The sequence below is a fragment of the Methylotenera sp. G11 genome, assembly GCF_000799735.1.
Classification (GTDB): Bacteria; Pseudomonadota; Gammaproteobacteria; order Burkholderiales; family Methylophilaceae; genus Methylotenera.
In genome coordinates this window covers 1,209,640-1,228,170 of sequence record NZ_JUHH01000001.1, presented here as the reverse complement: position 1 = coordinate 1,228,170, position 18,531 = coordinate 1,209,640, and the positions used below count along the sequence as shown (strand labels likewise).

General features: G+C 51.2%; 19 protein-coding genes. 7 read left to right on the top strand and 12 right to left on the bottom strand.

Features of this window, described 5'->3' with window-relative positions; translation table 11 throughout:
• Positions 1 to 14: 14 nt before the first annotated feature.
• Positions 15 to 1,313 (bottom strand): phosphate regulon sensor histidine kinase PhoR, encoded by a 1,299-nt coding sequence (gene phoR, locus GQ51_RS05640; protein ID WP_047550855.1) that lies wholly within the window; start codon positions 1,311 to 1,313, stop codon positions 15 to 17.
• A 112-nt stretch (positions 1,314 to 1,425) separates the two neighbouring features.
• Positions 1,426 to 2,118, bottom strand: coding sequence for a phosphate regulon transcriptional regulator PhoB (gene phoB, locus GQ51_RS05635; protein WP_047550852.1), 693 nt, complete (start codon positions 2,116 to 2,118; stop codon positions 1,426 to 1,428).
• A gap of 235 nt (positions 2,119 to 2,353) precedes the next feature.
• Here phoB and GQ51_RS05630 point away from each other — a divergent pair, with 235 nt between their 5' ends.
• From GQ51_RS05630 to GQ51_RS05615, 4 genes are all read left to right on the top strand, one after another.
• Positions 2,354 to 4,030: an OFA family MFS transporter gene (locus tag GQ51_RS05630; protein WP_047550849.1), complete on the top strand. Its 1,677-nt coding sequence runs from the start codon at positions 2,354 to 2,356 to the stop codon at positions 4,028 to 4,030.
• A 212-nt stretch (positions 4,031 to 4,242) separates the two neighbouring features.
• Positions 4,243 to 4,692, top strand: coding sequence for a 6,7-dimethyl-8-ribityllumazine synthase (gene ribH, locus GQ51_RS05625; protein ID WP_047550846.1), 450 nt, complete (start codon positions 4,243 to 4,245; stop codon positions 4,690 to 4,692).
• Complete coding sequence (gene nusB, locus GQ51_RS05620) at positions 4,689 to 5,213, top strand: transcription antitermination factor NusB (RefSeq protein ID WP_081987100.1); 525 nt, start codon at positions 4,689 to 4,691, stop codon at positions 5,211 to 5,213. The genes ribH and nusB overlap by 4 nt, the downstream gene beginning before the upstream one ends.
• Before the next feature lie 147 nt (positions 5,214 to 5,360).
• Positions 5,361 to 7,022: an HD family phosphohydrolase gene (locus tag GQ51_RS05615; protein ID WP_047550843.1), complete on the top strand. Its 1,662-nt coding sequence runs from the start codon at positions 5,361 to 5,363 to the stop codon at positions 7,020 to 7,022.
• A 24-nt stretch (positions 7,023 to 7,046) separates the two neighbouring features.
• Here GQ51_RS05615 and GQ51_RS05610 read toward each other — a convergent pair whose 3' ends face one another.
• From GQ51_RS05610 to GQ51_RS05590, 5 genes are all read right to left on the bottom strand, one after another.
• A complete protein-coding gene (locus GQ51_RS05610) occupies positions 7,047 to 7,802 on the bottom strand; it encodes a UDP-2,3-diacylglucosamine diphosphatase (RefSeq protein WP_052177855.1) in 756 nt (251 codons plus the stop codon).
• 151 nt (positions 7,803 to 7,953) lie between these two features.
• The gene (locus tag GQ51_RS05605; protein ID WP_047550840.1) at positions 7,954 to 8,445 is read right to left on the bottom strand and encodes a peptidylprolyl isomerase; all 492 of its coding nucleotides are present in this window, start codon (positions 8,443 to 8,445) and stop codon (positions 7,954 to 7,956) included.
• 45 nt (positions 8,446 to 8,490) lie between these two features.
• A complete protein-coding gene (locus tag GQ51_RS05600; RefSeq protein WP_047550837.1) occupies positions 8,491 to 9,060 on the bottom strand; it encodes a peptidylprolyl isomerase in 570 nt (189 codons plus the stop codon).
• A gap of 89 nt (positions 9,061 to 9,149) precedes the next feature.
• Positions 9,150 to 10,400, bottom strand: a complete 1,251-nt coding sequence (locus GQ51_RS05595; RefSeq protein ID WP_047550834.1) for a L,D-transpeptidase family protein — start codon at positions 10,398 to 10,400, stop codon at positions 9,150 to 9,152.
• 42 nt (positions 10,401 to 10,442) lie between these two features.
• A complete protein-coding gene (locus GQ51_RS05590) occupies positions 10,443 to 11,423 on the bottom strand; it encodes a tetratricopeptide repeat protein (RefSeq protein WP_047550831.1) in 981 nt (326 codons plus the stop codon).
• Positions 11,424 to 11,595: 172 nt separating this feature from the next.
• Between GQ51_RS05590 and cysS the strand changes: the two genes are divergently transcribed.
• From cysS to GQ51_RS05575, 3 genes are read left to right on the top strand one after another with little or no spacing between them, the layout of a single operon-like run.
• The gene (gene cysS, locus GQ51_RS05585; protein ID WP_047550828.1) at positions 11,596 to 12,969 is read left to right on the top strand and encodes a cysteine--tRNA ligase; all 1,374 of its coding nucleotides are present in this window, start codon (positions 11,596 to 11,598) and stop codon (positions 12,967 to 12,969) included.
• Between the two features lie 45 nt (positions 12,970 to 13,014).
• On the top strand, positions 13,015 to 14,241 hold the full coding sequence (gene argJ / locus GQ51_RS05580; protein WP_047550824.1) for a bifunctional glutamate N-acetyltransferase/amino-acid acetyltransferase ArgJ: 1,227 nt from the start codon (positions 13,015 to 13,017) through the stop codon (positions 14,239 to 14,241).
• A gap of 17 nt (positions 14,242 to 14,258) precedes the next feature.
• Positions 14,259 to 15,257 carry a Nudix family hydrolase gene (locus GQ51_RS05575; protein ID WP_052177725.1) on the top strand — a complete coding sequence of 333 codons (999 nt, stop codon included), beginning with the start codon at positions 14,259 to 14,261 and terminating at the stop codon, positions 15,255 to 15,257.
• A gap of 15 nt (positions 15,258 to 15,272) precedes the next feature.
• On the opposite strand, the gene GQ51_RS05570 is transcribed toward GQ51_RS05575, so the two are convergent.
• The 5 genes from GQ51_RS05570 to GQ51_RS05550 all read right to left on the bottom strand — a co-directional run bounded on the left by GQ51_RS05570 (position 15,273) and on the right by GQ51_RS05550 (position 18,414).
• The gene (locus tag GQ51_RS05570; protein WP_047550821.1) at positions 15,273 to 15,776 is read right to left on the bottom strand and encodes a copper chaperone PCu(A)C; all 504 of its coding nucleotides are present in this window, start codon (positions 15,774 to 15,776) and stop codon (positions 15,273 to 15,275) included.
• A 42-nt stretch (positions 15,777 to 15,818) separates the two neighbouring features.
• On the bottom strand, positions 15,819 to 16,016 hold the full coding sequence (locus GQ51_RS05565) for a DNA gyrase inhibitor YacG (protein WP_047550817.1): 198 nt from the start codon (positions 16,014 to 16,016) through the stop codon (positions 15,819 to 15,821).
• A 44-nt stretch (positions 16,017 to 16,060) separates the two neighbouring features.
• The gene (gene zapD, locus GQ51_RS05560) at positions 16,061 to 16,819 is read right to left on the bottom strand and encodes a cell division protein ZapD (RefSeq protein WP_047550814.1); all 759 of its coding nucleotides are present in this window, start codon (positions 16,817 to 16,819) and stop codon (positions 16,061 to 16,063) included.
• Between the two features lie 83 nt (positions 16,820 to 16,902).
• Positions 16,903 to 17,520 carry a dephospho-CoA kinase gene (gene coaE / locus GQ51_RS05555; RefSeq protein ID WP_047550811.1) on the bottom strand — a complete coding sequence of 206 codons (618 nt, stop codon included), beginning with the start codon at positions 17,518 to 17,520 and terminating at the stop codon, positions 16,903 to 16,905.
• 24 nt (positions 17,521 to 17,544) lie between these two features.
• Positions 17,545 to 18,414, bottom strand: coding sequence for a prepilin peptidase (locus GQ51_RS05550; RefSeq protein WP_047550808.1), 870 nt, complete (start codon positions 18,412 to 18,414; stop codon positions 17,545 to 17,547).
• Positions 18,415 to 18,531: the final 117 nt, after the last annotated feature.

The following is an 18,531-nucleotide window of genomic DNA, read 5'->3' as shown; positions in this document are numbered from 1 at the left end:
TGAATGCATGGTCGTTATTTTTTGATAATTCGCGATTCAGGGAAAATGGCGCTGAAAGTACTGCCCTTGCCGGGGATGCTGCTGATTGCGAGTTTGGCCTGATGGCGGGTCAAGATGTGTTTGACGATGGAAAGCCCCAGTCCTGTGCCGCCGGTTTCGCGGCTCCTGCTGCGGTCAACGCGATAGAAGCGCTCGGTCAGCCGGTCTATGTGCTGCTGCTCGATGCCGATGCCGTTGTCGCTTACGCTGAAAACCGCCAGCTTGTTGCGTGGCTGCCAGCTAATGCGGATTTCGCCGCCTTCCGGGGTATAGCGAACTGCATTGCTGACAAGGTTGCCGAGGGCGCTATGCAGTTCGTCGGCAGCGCCGGACAGGTCGAGCTGCTGGTCGATGTCTACACTGATGTGGTGTCTGCCATTACTCAAGGCCTTGGCATCGTTATGCAGCATATTGATGAGTGCCAGCATCTCGATTGGCCGGTCTTCCGGCGGCTGTGTATTGCTTTCGATATGTGAAAGCGTCAGCAGGTCTTCGATCAGCCTGCGCATGCGCGTGGTCTGATCCTGCATCATGTCAAAGTAGCCGCGTATGCTCTCGGGTACCGCACCTTCCATGTCTGACAGGGTTTCAATGAACCCGCCGACCACCGTCAGCGGAGTTCTGAGTTCGTGTGAGACGTTTGCAATAAAATCGCGCCGCATGGCATCCACTTTTTCCAGTTGCGTGATATCGCGGCTGATCAGCAGTTTCTGTTTGCTGACCAGCGGTATCAGCCATATTTCGAGGATAGCGTCAGTGTTCCTGGCATCTTTGAGCTTGAAAGGGTCGTTATAGACCCCGTTATATAGATAGGCGATGAAATGACTGTTTCTGACCAGGTTGACGATAGGCAGGTGCTTGTCTGTGGCCAGGTTCAAACCAAGCTGGGATTCTGCATTCGCCGTACACCATTCGATTTCATTGGTGGCATTCAATATCACCAGGCCATCAGGAATGGCATTGGCGACAGTGTTAAAGCGCTCAAGCGCTGCATTCAATTCGGACTTTTTAAGATTGTTATTGCGTTCGTATTTCAATATTGCGTTGAACACGTCCTCCCACAAGCCGAAGCCTTCCGGAATATCGCCCAGGATAGGTTTTTTCAGCCAGGTCTGCAGTTGATACAGCCCGTAAACCTGGATCGCAAGGTAAATCAGAAGGATCGATGAGAATGTGAGCAGCGCGATGGTGGTGCTGGTCGTCAGCCATACAAAAAGGCTGACTGCACTGAGAGACAATATGAAGAAAAAAGCTTTCCAGCGAACATCAATCACAGGGTTATTTTCAGAGTTGTATATGGCTTAATTATAGCGGGCTTTTTTGCCCCGGTAATGTTAATTAGCATCAGGCTTGAACACCGCAACTCAGAAAATAGCACCGCAGTGTTTATTCATTCTGGGATGACAGGCGATAGCCGGCGCCCCGCACAGTCTGGATCAGGTCTTCATGGCCTGATATCGACAAGGCATTTCGCAGGCGGCGGATATGGACATCGACCGTGCGGTCTTCAACAAATACGCGATCGCCCCAGACTTTATCCAGTAACTGGCTGCGCGTATGCACACGTTCAGGATTCGTCATGAAAAAATGCAGCAGCCTGAACTCGGTAGGGCCAAGGTCTATGCTTTTCTGGTTGCCGGTTACGCGATGCGTGGTCGGGTCAAGGCGAAGGCCCTGGACTTCAATCGGGTCATCCGTCATTTGCGGCGCGCGGCGACGCAGCACTGCCTTGATGCGGGCGTTGAGTTCACGCGGGCTGAAAGGCTTGGTGACATAATCATCGGCGCCCACCTCAAGGCCGCGGATTTTGTCGTACTCTTCGCCGCGTGCGGTGAGCATGATGATCGGGATGTTCTTGGTCGAAGCGTCTGATTTTAACCTGCGGGCGAATTCCAGGCCGTTCATCCCCGGCAGCATCCAGTCCAGCAGAATCAGGTCGGGGATAGTTTCACGCATGAGATCCTGCGCGATTTCGACGCTGAGGGCGCGGATTGCATTGTGCCCGGCCTGTGTGATGTTAAGTGTTAATAGTTCCTGAATTGCTGGTTCATCTTCAACAACTAATATGTTGGCTGGCATGTTTTTTCCTTAAAATTGAGTTGCCTTCTAACTTACGCCCGATTAGTTTATGACGCTAATATGACATATTAATGACAAAAATTAAACATTGAATTTTCAGGTAAATATCATAAGCCAATTGCCATTTTTTACATTTTGTTACAACATAGAGAAAGTGCGGATTTGCCGGTTAAGCGCGGAGTTGCCGCAGTGTCTTATTTGTAAAAAATAATAATAATTTTGGGGAGTCAATTGCATGTCAGGTTTTTTATCGAAAGAACACATTACTGCCAATCCTGGCTTTAACCGCTGGCTGGTGCCGCCTGCCGCGCTGGCGGTACACCTTTCCATTGGCATGGCGTATGGCTTCAGCGTGTTCTGGAAGCCTTTGGGGAATGCGCTGCTGGGAGCGGATGGTAAACCTTTGGCAGCCTGCGCTGCCGGTGCGACGACATTCTCTGAAAAATTGTCCGGTACTGCCAGGGCGTTATTTGCTACGGACTGCAACTGGACACAGTTCGACCTGGGTTGGATGTATACCCTGTTTTTTGTGCTGCTGGGATGCTCCGCAGCGCTGTGGGGCGGCTGGCTGGAGCGCGCAGGGCCGCGCAAAGCCGGACTGGTTGCTACCTTATGCTGGTGCGGAGGCCTGCTGGTATCGGCATACGGCGTTTACAGCCACCAGCTATGGATGATGTGGCTGGGCTCCGGCGTTATCGGCGGTATCGGGCTTGGTTTAGGATATATCTCCCCGGTTTCCACATTGATCAAGTGGTTCCCGGACCGCCGTGGCATGGCAACCGGCATGGCTATTATGGGGTTTGGCGGCGGCGCGATGATAGGTTCGCCGCTGGCCACTAAATTGATGACTTATTTCGCAACCCCGGACAGTGTAGGCGTCTGGCAGACTTTTGTTACGCTAGCCGCAATCTATACGGCATTCATGCTGTATGGTTCCCTGGGCTATCGGGTGCCGCCCCTGGGCTGGAAGCCGGCTGGCTGGACTCCGCCGGCCACTAAAGAGAATGTCATGATCGCAACGCGCCATGTACATTTGAAAAATGCGCATAAGACGCCGCAGTTCTGGCTGCTGTGGATCGTGCTGTGTATGAATGTGTCGGCCGGCATCGGCATTATCGGTGCGGCAGCGCCCATGCTGCAGGAGACTTTTGGCGGCGCATTGATTGACCAGCCCGGAGTGGGCTTTGATGTGATCAAGCAGGATGCAGCGCTGGCAGCGGCAGTGGCGTCGGTTGGCGCCGGGTTTGTCGGGCTGATTTCCATTTTCAATATTTTCGGGCGTTTTGCCTGGGCGACTTCATCGGATAAGCTGGGTCGTAAACGCACTTATTATATTTTCTTTGTACTGGGCGCCATCATGTACTGCACAGCCACCTATGTGGCGGGATTCAAATCACTGGCGCTGTTCGTGGCCAGTTTCTGCGTGATTGCCTCCATGTACGGCGGCGGCTTTGCGACTATTCCGGCGTACCTGGCAGATATGTTCGGCACACAGTTTGTGGGGGCGATTCATGGACGACTGCTCACGGCCTGGTCTACCGCCGGTATCCTGGGGCCGGTAGTCGTGAATTATATGCATGACACCGGCCTGGAGGCAGGCGTGCCGTTTGATCAGGTCTATGGCCCCATATTCCTGACTCTGGCTGGTTTGCTGGTCATCGGCTTCATTGCCAATTTACTGGTAAAGCCGGTGGCGGAAAAATATTACATGACAGATGCCGAGCTGGCGGCAGAGCATAAACTTGCACATGATCAGTCTATGGCCGTGAGTGGCGCTGCCGGCAAGTCTGCTGCGGCAGCAAAATCCGACAACCATCCGCTGCTCACCGTCATGGCCTGGGCGCTGGTGCTCATTCCGATCAGTTATGGTGTCTGGAGTACTATTCAGAAAACCTGGGTGCTGTTTCACTGATGCTGGGGCTTTTATTTGAGGCAGATATAATGAGCCGGATCAGTAAAACGGCAAGCTTGATGCGCTGATTGAGTAAATAAAAATGTCTAATAAATATAAGCACTAAGTTCACCGGCGATATGCGGTAAAATAGCGATTAAGAAATTTAAAACAGATTATTTAAAGAAAATTATTTAAAAATCCAGAAAAGTTAAAACAGGAAAGTTAAAGACGTGAGAGAAATCGAGAAAAATTTAAACGGCAAAGGCATGCAGGTTGGCATCGTGCTATCAAGATTCAACAGTGATATCGGTGAAGGCCTGTTAAGTGCATGCAAAGATGAGTTGCTCAAGCTAGGTGTGGAAAGCAATGCCATTACAATCGCCACTGTACCCGGTGCGCTTGAAACGCCGTTAATTTTGCAGCATATGGCGTTAAGTGAGAAGTATGATGCGCTGATTGCCCTGGGCGCGATTATTCGCGGCGAGACCTACCATTTCGAAGTGGTGTCGAACGAGTCTGCGCGTGGTATTTCAGAAGTGCAGCTGAATACCGGGGTGCCGGTTGCCAATGCGGTGCTGACCACTGAAGATGATGACCAGGCGATTGCACGCATGCATATCAAGGGTGCTGAAGCCGCTCAGGTTGCTGTTGAAATGTACAATCTGGTAAGAGCGTTATGACCGATACTCAAAAACCGCTGACCAGCCTGGTGGTGGATAATGAGGCGGCAGAGAAGCGCAGCAGGCATGCAGGCGCAACTAAAAAAAGCGGTAGCAAAAACCGCAGAAAATCACGCGAACTGGTGCTGAAGGCAGTCTATCGCGGGATGTTGAACGAATCGGAATTGTCGCAGATATTCCGTGATATGACCGATGATCCAGACTATAACAAGGCTGACGAGGCTTATTTCAGGCAGTTACTGCAAAGCGTAACCGCCAATCTGAATGCGATTGATGAAAGGCTGGTGGGTTTTATCGACAGGCCGCTCGCTGAACTGAGTCCTGTTGAGCATGCTATCTTGCGTGTTGCCGGCTGTGAGCTGATGTTTGATAGCAGTATTCCTTACCGTGTTGTCATTAACGAAGGCGTTGAACTTGCAAAAGTTTTCGGCGGCACGGACGGGCATAAATATATTAATGGCGTGCTGGATAGATTTGCCGCCGAAGTGCGTGAGCTGGAAGTCAGGGCATCAAAAACCTAGCTGGCAGCAAGTAGTCAATGCGTTTTAGATTTGCGGCGTCCTTGTAATGATCAGCCATAGTGATGTAGTTGGGCTGTGGCTGATGGTTGCTTGGATTACTTAATGGTATTTCCTTTTTGAGTGTGAATCCGGGTCAAGATATTCCTAATGTCTGATTATCAGCAGTCTTACTTACTAAAACGACTTGATTGGCTTAATGCAATTGGAGTCGCCCTATCTGCCGAGAGAGATAACAAGCGCCTTCTGGAAATGATATTGTTAGGTGCGCAGCAGATCACCAATGCTGACGGCGGCACGATTTATATCATGCATGAAGATAACAGGCATCTCAAATTTGAGATCATGCGCAACAATACGCTTAAGCTTGCATCGGGCGGGACTACCGGACAGGAAGTCCCGCCTGAGTTCCAGCATGCATTGCCTTTGTATCATGGGGGCGATCAGCAGCACCCTAATCTGACCACGGTCGCATCCTATGCCGCACTGAAGAAATCGACCGTTAATATTGCCGATGCTTACGCAGCCGAAAGTTTTGATTTTTCGGGCACCCGTTATTTTGATTCCCAGACCGGCTACCGTTCGCAGTCGTTCCTGACGATTCCGATGAAGAATCATGAGTCGGATGTCATCGGTGTACTGCAACTGATTAACGCGGTAGACATCCACAACGGCAAGATCATCCCTTTTTCACCGGCTAACCAGAGCCTGGTTGAGTCCCTGGCATCGCAGGCCGCAGTGGCCATGACCAACCAGAACCTGATCAAAGGTTTTAAAGACCTGTTTGAGTCATTTATCGAGCTGATTGCCGGTGCGATTGACCAGAAATCGCCATATACCGGCGGCCATTGCAAGCGCGTGCCGGAGCTCACCATGATGCTGGCGCAAGCCGCGATAGAGGATCAGTCCGGACCGTTCAAGGATTTTTTCCTGAATGAAAGCGAGCTGTTCGAGCTCAAAGTAGCCAGCTGGCTTCATGATTGCGGCAAGATCACGACGCCGGAAGCGGTCATGGATAAACCTACCAAGCTATCCTCGATTTTTGACCGTATCGCGCTGATAGACCAGCGCTTCGACCTGATCAAGCAGCAGGCAGAAAATGCAATGCTGAAAGCACAGCTTGGACTGTTGCAGCACAATCCTCCCCAGAACCCTGAAGCTGAGTTTCGGCGCATGCAGGCAGAGTTGCAGGCCTTTAAGCGGCAGTGTGACCTTGACCGTGAATTCTTGCGGGCATCCAACATTGGCAGCGAATCAATGACTGAACAGGATCAGCAGCGCGTGCGCCAGATCGCCGGGCGCGAGCTTGTTGATGCCGATGGCCGCATTACCAGGTTTTTAAGTGATGACGAGCTGTATAACCTGAGTATCGTGCGCGGCACACTAACCGCAGAAGAGCGCTGGATCATCAATAACCACATCAATGTAACAATCACCATGCTGGATTCACTGCCGTATCCGCGCAGCCTGTCGCGGGTACCTGAGTACGCCTGCGGACATCATGAGCGCATGGATGGCAGCGGGTACCCTAAAGGGCTGAAGCGTGAGGAAATGTCCGTACCCGCAAGGATCATGGGTATTGCCGATATTTTTGAAGCGCTGACCTCGAAAGACCGTCCTTATAAAAAAGCTAAAACGCTGACTGAGTCACTTGAGATCCTGGGTCGGATGAAAGTGAATCACCATATCGATCCCGATCTGTTCGATGTGTTTATCCGTGAAAAGATCTACCTGAAATACGCAGAGAAGTTTTTGCAGCCTGAACAGATCGATACCGTGGATCATTCGAATATACCGGGTTATACCCCGTAAAGGCAGCAGGTCTGTCGGCCTTGTTTACAGTGCCATATCTTTACAGCCGTGCTCATCGCATGCCAGGTAGCTGCCTTGTTCGTACCAGTCACCCAATACCCATCTCGTAATTAATCTGCCATCCAGTTTGATGGTGTGACGATTCGGCCGGTGGGTATGTCCATGGATCAGCAGGTCCGGCTGGTGCGTGCGGAGCAGGGTGTTGACGGCCTCTGCATTCACATCCATGATCTCCAGTGACTTTTGGGTTTTCTCCTGCTCGCTGCGGGCACGGATCGCTTCAATCTGTTTTCTGCGCAGTTCCAGCGGCTGGCTCAGGAACTCAGCCTGCCATTTTTCATCCCTGACCTGGGTGCGGAACTGCTGATAGGCGGCGTCATCGATGCACAATGCATCGCCATGACTGAGCAAAGCTTTTTTACCATAAAGGACTATGGTGGTCGGGTCTGCGATCAGGGTGGCTCCCGTCATGCGGCAAAAGCCTTCGGCAATCAGGAAGTCACGGTTGCCGTGCATGAGAAATACCTGAACGCCTGAATCTGAGAGTGTTTTAAAGCCGCCGATAATCTGCTGATGGAATGCATCTTCAACATCATCATCACCAGCCCAGTATTCAAATAAATCTCCCAGAATATAAAGCGCTGCCGCTTTTGAAGCGGTATTCTGCAGGAACGCCATAAACGCATCGTTAATGGCGGGGCGGCTTGCACATAGGTGCAGGTCGGAGATGAACAGGGTAGCGCCTGACAGGGCAGGGGTCTGGATAGGTGACTTTAGCATCATGAGATGATAAGTCAGATACAGGCAAATGAGAACCTGGATTGTTAAATTTCAGTCTATCAATGACTGATCAATGACCGGCTGTGCTGTATGCTGGCGGGTATCGATGATGAAGGTGCCGCATCATTCTGTGCAGCACCTTCTGCCCTGCTTAAGCGCGGGTGGCGCTCTCGATGATGACGTTTTCTACAGGAACGTCCTGATGGCCTTTGCGGCTGGTCGTCGCAACCTGTTTGATTTTATCGATGACATCCATACCTGCCGTAACCTTGCCGAAGACACAGTAGCCCCAGCCGCTGCTGTTAGGCGCACTGAAGTTCAGGAAGTCATTATCGGCTACGTTGATAAAGAACTGGCTGCTGGCAGAGTGCGGTGCTGAAGTACGTGCCATTGCGATTGTGTATTTGTCATTGGTTAAGCCATTGTCAGCTTCGTTCTTGATTTCAGCGGCTGTCGATTTCTGGTTCATGCCGGTATCGAAACCGCCGCCCTGAATCATGAAGTTATTGATGACACGGTGGAAAATAGTGTTGTCGTAGAATCCGTTATCTACGTAATGCAGGAAATTCGCAACAGTGATCGGCGCTTTTTCAGCGTCGAGTTCCAGGGTAATTTCGCCAAAGTTAGTTTGTAATTTAACCACGAGGTATCCTTAAAAAAATAAAATGATAAGAGTGTGATGCCTTGTTTATAAAGGCGCTTTGTTGATTCTGATTTCGTTAATCAAAACGGTTTCTTTAGGCACGTCGCTGTATGGACCGACATTGCCGGTCCGGCTTGATGCAATTTCCCGTACGACATCCATGCCTTTAAGTACGCGGCCAAATACACAGTAGCCGATCAGTTCAGGATCCGGGCTCTGGTAGTTGAGGAACTGGTTATTTTCCAGGTTGATAAAGAACTGTGCCGTTGCTGAGTTCGGGTCAGAAGTCCTTGCCATGGCAATGGTGCCGATGTCATTTTTCAAACCGTTGGCTGCTTCATTGATAATCGGTGCGCCGGTATTCTTCTCGGACATATCAGCGGTGAAACCGCCGCCCTGAATCATGAAGCGGTTGATGACACGGTGAAAGATCGTGTTTTTGTAGAAGCCGGAATTCACATACTGCATAAAGTTGGCTACTGTCTTTGGCGCTTTTTCAGGGTACAGCTCGATGATGAAGCTGCCGCGGTTTGTATCCACCACCACTTGGGGGTTGGCAGCCGCGGCAGATGTGCTGAGTATGGCAAGTAGCATTAGGGCAAAGATTCGACGCATATGATTCCTTTTAAATATTCGGTAGCGAGTGGTAGTGAATAGTAGTGGGTTAAATGATCAGGCAAGCGGCCAGTATGCCACAGGCCTGCCTAAGCGGCACCTTCATAGATGATTTTCCAGCTGTTATTTTCCTGGATCCAGTATTGGCGCTTCTGCATTCTGTTTTTCAGGCTGGGGCTTTTGAAATCCTGCACAAAATCGACGACAACGAGTTTCTTCTCGGTATCCGGATAACTGAACATGCTGATGTCTGACAGCGATATTTCAACATCCGGTTTGCCGGCCTGCACGCGCTGTTTATGCTCTGCCCATTTCCGGAAGTTAATGCCGTCACTGGAAAAGTCTTTTGAATAGTGCGACAGATAGCGTTCCGTGTCCTGCGCCTTCCAGTCGCCAAGCCATTGATCAATGGCTGCGGTCAGTTCTTTTTTCTGGGTTTCCGGGCTGTCGCTGGTGTTATCCAGCCATTCCAGGTCATTGACAATCACAACAGGCGTTTTGCCGGATTGCAGGAAAGGTTCCAGCGATTTCAGGTCCTGGTTGGTCAGCACGACGCAGCCGTCGCTGGCACGCGGCGGCCTGCTGTAGGTGTTGCTGGGCGTGCCATGCAGCCAGATACCTGAACCCTTTCTGTTATGCTCTTTGTCCCATTCGTTTGGGTAATTGAGTGGGTAAGCGCCTTCGCCGTATAAGTCTGGCAGCGGCTGATTAAGCTTGGGGCGTGCAAAGTACACGCCAATTGGCGTGCGTTTGTCACCCTCGGACTGCTTGATTACGCCATTCTTGCCGACGGTAATGTAGTAGTCTGCTACATACTTCAATTGTCCGGATTCATTTCTGTACAGGTACAGTCTTGACTTGCTGGTATCCACTACTATCAGATGCTTCTGCTGGTCATTGGGCGCTAGCAGCAGGTTAGGCTGTTTCTCCTTAACCTGTTTAGCCAGGTGGCGTTCTATGCGTGCGCGGGCCTCGTCCTGCAAGTCCCTGATCGCTTCTGTCGGGTTGTTGCCAGCGCTGCCGAATGATTGCAGGTATTTACCCTGCGCCATGAGCAGGTCGCCGCGCACCAGATAAGCCAGTTTGAAATTAGGCACGCTTTGTATCAGCTGGTCTATGGTATCGAGCGCCTGCTTGGTATTGCCTTCGGATATTTCGAGCAGGCTTTTTACCAGCAGGCTTTCAGCAAGGCTGGTAGCAGCGGCAGTTGCATCTGCTAAGTTTAAATCGGGTTTCGGCAGCAGATTGCTCAGGCTGAAACGATTGACTGCCGTGGCGTTCCAGGGCACCAATGTAATAGCAGCTAATAATGCGTATGTGAAAGCTTTTTTAACTAGCATGCGTTACTTCTTACACCTGAATTTCCGGTTATTTCTACTTGCCTAGTTGCTGGCGATTTCTTCAACAATATACCAATTATCACCGTCACGTTTCATTAACAGTGCTTTGCTGGTGCGGATCGGCTGGCCGTCCGCGCGGTATGACTGTTTGAATTTCGCTTTTGCCGTGCTGTCATCAGATTCAATTTTCAGGTCGGAGATTTCAACACTGATTTTTTCCGGCTTGCTGATGCGTTCTTTACGCTGCTGCTCCCATGCCTGGCGGCTTAAGCCTTTAGCCGGCTTGAAGCTCGCACCGTAGCTGGCAAAGTACTGGTCAAGGTTTTTACTGGACCACGCATGTGCCCACTTGTTTACGCTGGCGGTAATCGCGTCCCTGGCATTTGCCGGTGCAGCGGAGTTTGCTTTCTTGATGTCGGCCTGTGCAGTGCCGGCAGCAGGGGCTGCGCTGATATTCTTAGCCGGCTCGTTCGCTGCAATCGTGGTTTTGTTGCCGGTGCCGAACAGGTCTTTGATTAAAGATAACTTGCCCTGGGCGCGCGCGTTTGCCGTGTCGAGCTGCAGTGCCTTGCCGTAAGCTTCGCTTGCCATGCGTGCGTAGATGTCACCCAGGTTCTCATGCGCTGTCGCATAGCTTGGGTGTGTTTTAATCGCTGTTTCCAGTGCTTTGCGTGCTTTGTCGAACTGGCCCTGGTCAGCATACAGTACAGCCAGGTTATTGTATGGTTCAGGCAGGCTGGGGAACTTCTCGGTAACGTCGGTAAATACCCTGATGGCCTCTTCGCGGCGGCCTTGTTCTGCCAGCAGTACGCCTTTCATAAACAGGCCCTGCGGGTTTTTTGGGTTGGCGGCAATGAAGGTGTTCACGCGGTCAAGCGCTACTGCTGTCTGGCCTTGTTCTGCCAGTTGTGAAATCTCTTTCAGTTCATCTGCACAGGCGATTGCGGTGAAAGCAAAAGATGCGGATAAAATCAGTACAAACCTGGCAATAGACGGCGCGAGCAGCGCAACAAGATTATTCATTGTGATATACTTTTTTGTGAATTTAATAATTGTGTGATTCTATCAATAGCCTAGGCAACCTCCAATAGCTCATTCAGGTTTAGGCCGATATATTTCCTAAACCGCATGTATATATTAATTGGGTCGCAGCGTTCAGCAAATCAGCCATTCAACCATCCAGCTCTAAATAACTATGTTAAAAATTTACAACACGCTAGCCCGCGAAAAGCAGACTTTTAAACCTATTGTTGCCGGTAAAGTCAGCATGTATGTCTGTGGTATGACCGTTTATGATTTTTGCCATTTAGGGCATGCGCGCGTCATGGTGGTGTTCGATATGGTCAGCCGCTGGCTGCGCGCAAGCGGTTACGACGTGACTTATGTACGCAACATTACCGATATTGATGACAAAATTATCAAGCGCGCCCAAGAAAACAATGAATCCATCGCACAGCTCACGCAGCGTTTTATTGATGCCATGGATGAAGATGCCGCAAAGCTCGGCGTTGTCCGTCCGGATATCGAGCCTAAAGCGACGGAGTTTGTCGATGGCATGCTGGGCATGATTGCAGCCCTGGTAGATAAAGGATTTGCCTATCCGGCAGCCAATGGCGATGTGTTCTATGCGGTGAATAAATTCACAGGTTACGGCAAATTATCCGGTAAATCGCTTGAAGACCTGCGTGCCGGCGAGCGTGTCGAGGTGGATAGCTTCAAGCGTGACCCGATGGATTTCGTGTTGTGGAAAGCCGCCAAGCCGGGCGAACCAAGCTGGGATTCCCCTTGGGGTAAAGGTCGCCCGGGTTGGCATATCGAATGTTCAGCCATGAGCTCACATCATCTGGGCCAGCATTTTGATATTCATGGCGGCGGGCAGGATTTGCAGTTCCCGCACCATGAAAACGAGATTGCACAATCAGAAGCCGCACATAGCCATGACGGCAAGCCCTGCCAGATGGTGAATTACTGGATGCACAATGGTTTTGTCCGTGTGGACGATGAAAAGATGTCTAAATCCCTGGGTAACTTCTTCACGATACGTACCGTGCTGGAAAAATATGATGCTGAAGTGGTGCGTTTTTTCATCCTGCGTGCGCATTACCGTAGCCCGCTCAACTATTCCGACCAGCACCTTGATGATGCAAAATCTGCGCTGACCCGTTTATATACGGCTTTGCGCGGAGCGGATGTCATGGACGCCGCTGTTGACTGGCAGCATCCGCAGGCCGCACGATTCAAGGACGCTATGGATGATGATTTCAATACGCCTGAGGCTTTGGCTGTGTTGTTTGACCTGGTGAATGAGGTGAACAGGACCAGGAATGCTGATTCGCTGAGCCTGCTTAAAGGGCTGGCAGGAGTTCTCGGGCTGCTGCAGCGCAAGCCTGATGAGTTCCTGCAAGGTGAGACGGACGGTGCGTTAGATGTCGAGGGTTTGATCCAGGCGCGCCTGAATGCGAAGAAAAATAAAAATTTCGCTGAAGCGGATGCCATCAGGAAGCAGCTTGCAGAAGCGGGAATTGTTCTGGAAGATACTCCGCAGGGCACGACCTGGCGTCGCGCATAAGTTTGTTCAAGTTATAGATCATGACGAAAAAATAAGGAATCCGATATGCCAGTAAAATTAACGGCCCCACAGGCTTCATCCTTGTTGCCGGTCAAAGGCGTGCAATTAGGTTTTGCCAAAGCCTATGTCAAAAAACCTGACCGCAAGGATGTGCTGGTGATCAAGCTTGCCGAAGGCAGCAAGGTCGCGGGCGTTTTCACAAAGAATCGTTTTTGCGCCGCACCGGTCGTATTGTGCAAGCAATTCCTGGCTGAAAAGAACGAAATCCGCGCCTTGCTGGTAAATACAGGCAATGCAAATGCCGGTACCGGGGAAGATGGCCTCAGGCGTGCACAACAGAGTTGTGAGGCGCTGGCGGGCTTGCTTGATCTGAATGCAAACCAGATATTACCGTTTTCTACCGGTGTGATCCTGGAGCCGCTGCCAGTAGATAAAGTGATTGCAGGCCTGCCTGCCGCGATTGCAAACCTGAAAGAAGATAACTGGCTCAATGCTGCCGAAGCGATCATGACCACGGATATCGTTGCCAAGGGTACTTCGCGCCAGATTAAATTAGGCGGCAAGGACATCATCATTACCGGTATCAGTAAAGGTTCCGGCATGATTCACCCCAACATGGCGACCATGCTGGGCTATATCGCAACGGATGCCGCTGTGAGCCAGGTCGCGCTTGAACAGATCATTCATTACGCCGTCAATAAATCATTCAACTGTATCACGGTGGATGGTGATACTTCTACCAATGACAGCCTGATCGTGATGGCTAGCAATCAGGCCGGCAATGTTGAAATCACTACCGAAAGCGCTGACTTTGCGGTGCTGCGCGATGCGATTGCCGATGTCGCTATTGAACTGGCGCAGGCCATCGTGCGTGATGGTGAAGGCGCTACCAAGTTCATGACCGTGACGGTTGAAGGCGGCAAGTCGGAACAGGAATGCCGCAAAGTGGCGTACGCGATTGCCCATTCACCTTTGATCAAAACCGCATTCTTCGCATCGGACCCTAACCTGGGCCGTATTCTGGCAGCCATCGGTTATGCCGGCATCGATGACCTGGATGTGAATACATTGCAGCTTTACCTGGGTGATGTGCTGGTTGCCGAGAATGGCGGCAGGGCCGCTTCGTATCTTGAAGAGCAGGGCGCTGCAGTAATGAAGGAATCCGATATCCTGGTGCGCGTCGTATTGAATCGCGGCAGTGAGGATATTACGATCTGGACTTGTGATTTTTCATACGACTATGTGAAGATCAATGCGGATTACCGTTCTTAATCAGGCCATTGTATCTTATGGGAGTTTCTGACCAGGTGACCGCTGTGATCACGGAGGCTGCGGTAGGCGTGATCCAGGCGCCTGATGGTTCGGTACTGTTGGGGCAGCGCCCTGTCGGGAAACCGTGGTCAGGTTACTGGGAGTTTCCTGGCGGCAAGGTCGAGGCTGGCGAATTGCCGGCTCATGCGCTGGTCAGGGAACTGCAGGAGGAGTTGGGCATTATCCCGACGCAGTATTATCCATGGGTCACGCGCACCTACGATTACGAGGCAAAATACAATGCCAGTGGCGGGCTGGAAAGCCCCGCCAAAACTGTCAGGCTCCATTTCTTTGTCATTACCGGGTGGGCTGGCGAGCCGGCCGGGCTGGAGCAGCAGGCGCTGAGCTGGCAGAATCCGCAACATGTTACCGTAGGGCCTATGCTGCCGGCCAATGCGCCTATATTGACCGGGCTGTGTTTGTCTTCAGTTTATGCAATTACCAACCTGCATGAATTAGGTGAAGACTTGTTTTTTACTCGGTTAAACCTTGCCTTTTCCCGCGGTCTCAGAATGATACAGGTTCGCGAGAAGCAGCTTTCCCCTGAAGCGCTGCTGCAATTTGCGCGCAAGGTTATGGCAGTAGCCGAGCCATATTCTGCCAAAGTGTTCATCAATTCTGATGTCGATCTGGCGCAGGGCTTGCATGCGGCAGGGGTGCATTTATCTTCAAGTCAGTTGATGGCCTTGCAATCAAAGCCGCAGGGCTTGCTAAGCGGAGCTTCGTGCCACAATGAAAAAGAGCTGATGCAGGCCGCGAGGCTCGGGCTGGATTATGTGATGCTATCGCCGGTACAGCCTACCAGGAGTCATCCGCAGGCGAGTGCTTTGGGGTGGGAGTGCTTTGCCGAATTGATTGAAGGCTATGCATTGCCTGTGTTCGCATTAGGCGGCATGCAAGTCGATGATCTGCATATTGCCAGAACGCATGGCGCCCATGGCATTGCCTTGCAGCGCGCAATCTGGAATCAGCAGTAACGCTTTCCGTGTTGCCTAATGATGGTGGCTGTGGTCGGTGCCGCCTGATTCGTCGCTGCCAGGTGCTTTGACCGGTGCTTTGATCTGCTGCTTGAATTCAGCATTGCCTGATTTGAAAGTCAGTTCAAAATTTACATGCTGGCCTGCTGTGAGCGGTTTCTTTAAATCGAACAGCATCAGGTGAAAACCACCCGGTTCAAGTGTATACGGTTTGCCGGCCTTGATTGGCAGGGTATCCAGCATGCGCATCTTCATCACGCCGTTTTGCATCGACATGCTGTGAATTTCTACACTTTTAGTCGCGTCACTTTCTATGCGAATCAAAGTGACATCCTGCTTGCTGGCAAATGTCATATAGGCTGCGCCAACATCCTGCCCGGGCGCTGTAGCGCGCACCCATGCATTTTCTATCGAAACGGTTTCTTTGGCGGCCGCTGTAAAGCTGCTGGTGGCAAGTGTCAGCAGCAAGAACAAGCGGGTTAAGCGTGGCAAAGAAAATATCAGGTTCAGCTTAAGCATGGTGACTCTCTAATATCGATGGTTAAATTTCTGCTGTTTGACTTATTGTGCCGGCAGGTCGTCGCCAAGCGCATCGGACTTGGCCTCTGCAGGGATGGCGTATTGCTCGCTTGCCCAAAGGCCCAGGTCAATCATTTTGCAGCGTTTGCTGCAGAATGGGCGATAAGGGTTTTCCGGAGAGAACTCAGTTAATTTTTTACAGCCTGGGCATGCAACGGAGCGTTTTTTCTGGGTATTCATAATGAGGATGATGGTTTAAAGCATGGCTTTGATTGGCTGGTAAGCTACAAATTACACAATGTAAGCGAGAAGTGCACGTCACCGTCATATTTCTGGGGTTTTTGCGTGCAGTCCAGCGTATTAAAGCGAATGTTGATGGCGTATTTGTTGGCGCTCACTTCAGGGAAACAGGTAATGTCGTCAGCCACTTCAATTTTTAGCATCTGGGCTGGCTTCGAGCCGCTAAGCATTTTCTGATAGGCCCCGCCGGTGGCAACCAATGGCGTGGTGGCGCCGCTGCCACGCAAGATGCGCAGGATAATAATGATGGCATGGTGCATCGGGATCAGCGGTTGCAGCCATGTGTCGAAATCCCTGGAGCGGCGCTCTTCGCCCAGGCCAAGCCAGTAGTGGTAAGACGGCAGGTCAAATTCGCATACTCCGCCAGGAATGCCGGCACGCTGCTTGATGCTCATTAGCCATTCATTGGCGCGCAGTGACTGGCCAAGCTTGGTTGTTTCAACCCGTAGCGCATTCGCGGCCAGTTCAATATCGTTAAGTGTGGCGTGAAGGGCGTCTGCGACGATTGCCGGATTTCCAATCAGCAGGTTCATCGCGTGTTTTTGTCGGTCAAGCTCTTGCAGCAGTTCGGACTTCAGTTCAGAGCGATCTACGATATCCAGTACCTGTAGCAATGTCAGTAACGCGCAATGATGGTGGTGTTCATGCCCGGCTGCAACATTGTGCAGAACTTTGGCGAACAGGTCTTCCACGCGAAGCAAGGTGCGTATACGTTCGTTGAATGGATAATCGTAGCTAGGCATTTTTCATAACGTTATAGCATTAAGTAGGCTCTTGTTAACCGTTAAGGTTGGATAGCTTAAAAAGTTGAACTGAATTATTAAATTTATTTGCTAACTAAGCAAGTTTTAATAAGTTTATTGTGAAATTTATTCACTTTTTCGATTAGTTCCATGATGGAGCCATTATTTTCGATGATTTCATCAGCTCCGATTAGCCTGATAGTCCTGGAAGTCTGCGCAGCCATGATGGCCCTGACTTCCTGTTCAGTAAGCTGGCTGCGGGCCATGGCCCGGCTGACCTGCATGTCTTCATCGCAATCGATGACCAGTATGGTGTCAATGACGCTGCGATAGCGGTTGTTTTCAAACAACAGTGGAATCACCAGCACCTGATATTGTGGCTGCAGCTTGCGATCGTTATCCCTGAGATGCTGCATGGCGCGATCATAGATTGCTGGATGCAGCAGCTGTTCGAGCCTGGCGCGTTCAGCTGGGTTGTCGAGCACATGGGTGCGCAATGCAGCGCGGTTCAAGCTGCCGTCGGCATTTAAAATTCCTGCGCCGAACATTTGCGCTAATTCCGGCAGCATGGGGCTGCCGGCGGCAGTCAGCTCGTGAGCGATCACATCCGTATCCACTACCGGTACATTCAGCCGGGCAAACTGCCTGGCAGCTTCGCTTTTGCCGGATCCTATTCCACCTGTGAGTGCGACGATATACATGTGCGGATTTGTCTCAGCAGAAAATCATGGCAGGTAGATCCGAGCCAGCTGCTGGCCGAAGAATAATGCCGCGATACCGCCAATGGCTAAAAACGGGCCAAACGGGATGGGGACATCCTTTTTGCGCTTGGTGAGCATGATCAGGGCGATGCCGATGATGGCGCCTAATGTGGAGGACAGCAGGATGACGGCTGGCAGCAGTTGCCAGCCGAACCATGCGCCGATTGCAGCCAATAACTTGAAATCGCCGTAACCCATGCCTTCTTTGCCGCGAATGAGTTTAAACAGCCAGAATACCGACCATAGAACCAGGTAGCCTGCCATGGCGCCGATCACTGCGGACTTCAGGTCTGTGAACCCGGCATTGAGATTGACGAATAAGCCAAGCCATAGCAGCGGCAGGGTAATATCGTCAGGCAGTAGCTGGGTGTCAAAGTCAATAAAGGTCAGTGTGATCAGTGCGAATACGAAAACCCAGGCAAAAAGTGTGGCTGCCGTGTAGCCAAATTGCCAGCTGGTCAGGCCGATTAAAGTGCCAGTCAGTATCTCTATCAGCGGGTAACGCATGCTGATAGGGGTTTTGCAGGCCTTGCACCGCCCTTTCAGCAGCAGGTAGCTGATGACAGGGATGTTTTCTAATGCGCTGATCCTATGGCCGCAGCCCGGGCAGCTGGAACGTGGCTTGGACAGGGTAAATTGCGGTTGTGCCGGAACCTCCTTGCCCTGAAGCTCCAGGCAGTTGTTGTGCCACTCCTGTTCCATCATCTTGGGCAGCCGGTAAATGACAACATTGAGAAAGCTGCCCACCATTAAACCGAAAACGGCTGAAACGGTAATGAATAATGTGCTGTCTGCCCGAAGCAGGCTGGATAGTTCAGAAAGGCCGATAGGCATAAGTGTCCTTTTATGGTTTAGCTGGAACTATAGCGTGCCATAAAACCGCTGTAAACTTACCGGTGTAAACTAAATGTGCCATTGCAGCGTTAAGCAGGAACGCCTGCCGAAATCTAT